Source organism: Pseudomonas sp. NPDC098747 (assembly GCF_044760045.1).
GTDB lineage: Bacteria > Pseudomonadota > Gammaproteobacteria > Pseudomonadales > Pseudomonadaceae > Aquipseudomonas.
Genome location: NZ_JBIWAL010000131.1, coordinates 1 through 2,657, shown reverse-complemented (window position 1 = coordinate 2,657; position 2,657 = coordinate 1). Strand labels below are relative to the sequence as shown.

Annotated in this window: 1 protein-coding gene; it reads left to right on the top strand. The window is 61.7% G+C overall.

What is annotated here, in order from left to right; translation table 11 throughout:
• The coding region (locus tag ACIQVE_RS29440; RefSeq protein WP_402815450.1) for an RHS domain-containing protein at positions 1-2,657 on the top strand (2,657 nt) is incomplete at both ends.

Genomic DNA, 2,657 nt, shown 5'->3' with positions numbered 1-2,657 from the left:
AACAGCCTGTCGCGGGCGGCGATTTTTCTGGGGGATGAACCGGAGGAACTGGTCCTCGCACTGGCGGGGGATGCGGCGCAGTTTTATCACTTTCGGACGGGGCGGCTGACGGCGATCAGCGATGCGTATGGCAATCGTCTGCGCATTGTTCGGGATCGGCAGGATCGTATCCAGCGTTTGGACAATGGCGCTGGCCGGTCGCTGTTGTTGCGCTATGACCGGGCGCATCTGATTGCGGTTGATTACCAGCGCTTCGACTCGGCTCAAAACTTTGCTGAGCCTTGGCACACCGAACAGACCCTCGTCAGTTATGTGTACGACGCCTATCAGCATCTGGTCGAGGCCCGTAACGCGGTTGGCGAAAGCGAGCGTTACGACTACGACGATCTGCACGTCATCCTCCAGCGACAACTCACCGGGGGCGCGAGTTTTTTCTGGGAGTGGGAACGGTCAGGCAAATCGGCGCGTTGCGTCAGGCACTGGGCGTCGTTCTCGCAGATGGACACGCGTTACGCCTGGAAGGACGACGGCAGTGTCGTCGTGCATTACGTCGATGGCACTGAAGAAACCTACGTTCACGATGACCGCGCACGGCTGGTGCGCAAGGTCGAGGCCGATGGCGGCGAACACCTCAAGGCCTACGATTCTGCGGGCCGCTTGGTCGCCGAGCAGGATCCTTTAGGCGCGGTCACCGAATACCGCTACGACGATGTCGGACGCCTGATCGCGCTGCTTCCTCCCGACGATGAACCAACGTCCTACGAATACCGCAACGGTTTCCTGCACAGCCGTTCCCGTGGCGACGCGGTATGGACCTGGCGGCGCAATGCTCAGGGCGATGTCACTGAGGCGGTCGATCCTGAGGGTCAGGTTTCCCATTACCACTACGACGCCCGCGGGCAGTTGTTGTCGATCCGTTATCCGGACACCAGTCGACACGTTTTTGTCTGGAACACCCTCGGTCAGTTGGTTGAAGAAACCCTGCCCGATGGCGGCGTGCGGCGCTTTTCCTACGATGTGCAGGGGCGGCGGAGCACAACGCAGGACGAACACGGTGCGATCACGCGTCAGCACTGGGACGCCGTTGGCCGACTGATCCAGACGACTTCTCCTACGGGCGCCACCCGCGCCTACAGCTACGGCGCCTACAACCAGGTCACCGCCGAACGCGACGAACTCGGGCGCATCACCCGTTTTGAGTATGACGACGACCTGCATCTGGTTTCGCGGCGGATCAACCCCGACGGTACGCGGGTGCAGTACCGCTACGACCATGCGCAACTGCTGCTCACCGAAATCGAGAACGAGTCCGGCGAAAAGTACCGTCTGGACTACACGCCGACCGGACTGATCCGACAGGAAACCGGTTTCGATGGGCGGCGTACAGCGTATGCCTATGACCTCAATGGGCATCTGCTGGAAAAGACCGAGTTCGGGGATGACGGCTCGGTGTTGGTCACGGCCTACGAGCGCGATGCGGCCGGGCGTCTGCTGATCAAGACGTTGCCTGACGGGATCAAGGTTATCTATCAGTACGACCGCCTCGGTCGTTTGGTCGGCGTTGATGACGGCCAGAAACATCCGCTGGCGTTCGAATACGACCTGCTGGACCGGCTGATCACCGAGCATCAGGGCTGGGGCACGCTGCGTTACGCCTACGACGCTTGCGGCCAGCTCAAACGCATGCGCCTGCCGGACAACAGCAAGCTCGATTATCAGTACGCCAAGGGCGGCGCGCTCACGGCGATCCACCTCAACGGCGCGCCGTTGACGCAACACGTCTATCAGTCGGGTCGCGAACAACAACGTCAGCAAGGTTTGCTGCTCAGCGAATATGCCTACGACGATCAGGGCCGATTGCTCGCCCATGCCGTAGGCCATCAGCACGATTCGTTGTACCGCCGCGATTATGCCTACAGCGCCAACGGCAATCTGGAACACATCGCCGACACCCGCCACGGCCAGCGCACTTACGGCTACGACGCCCTCAATCGCCTGATCCGCGTGCGCCACTCGCGCGACGAACTGCCGGAATCCTTCGCCCACGACCCGGCCGGCAACCTGCTCATGCAGGACCGTCCCGGCCCCACACACATCAAGGGCAACCGCCTGCTGATGCAGGGCGATCGCCACTACGACTACGATGCCTTCGGCAACCTGATCCGCGAACGCCGTGGCACTGCCCAAAAACTCGTCACCGAATACCGCTACGACTGCCAACACCGCCTCATCGGCCTGACCCGCCCCGACGGCAAAACCGCGACCTACCAGTACGACGCCTTCGGCCGGCGCATCAGCAAAACCGTCGACGGCGAAAAAACCGAGTTCTTCTGGCAAGGCGACCACCTCGTCGCCGAAAGCAGCCAAACCCAGCACCGCAGCTACGTGTACGAACCCGGCACCTTCCGCCCGCTGGCGCTGCTCGACGGCAAAGGCCCCAAAAAGGCCTGCCCGTTCTACTACCAACTCGACCACCTCGGCACCCCACAAGAACTCACCGACTACAGCGGCGAAATCGTCTGGTCGGCGCAATACGACGCCTACGGCAAAGTCGCCGCGATCACCCTGGCCGGCGAGGAATACCTGGACCAGCCGCTGCGCTTTCAGGGGCAGTATTTCGATGAAGAAAGCGGCCTGCATTACAACCGGCATCGGTA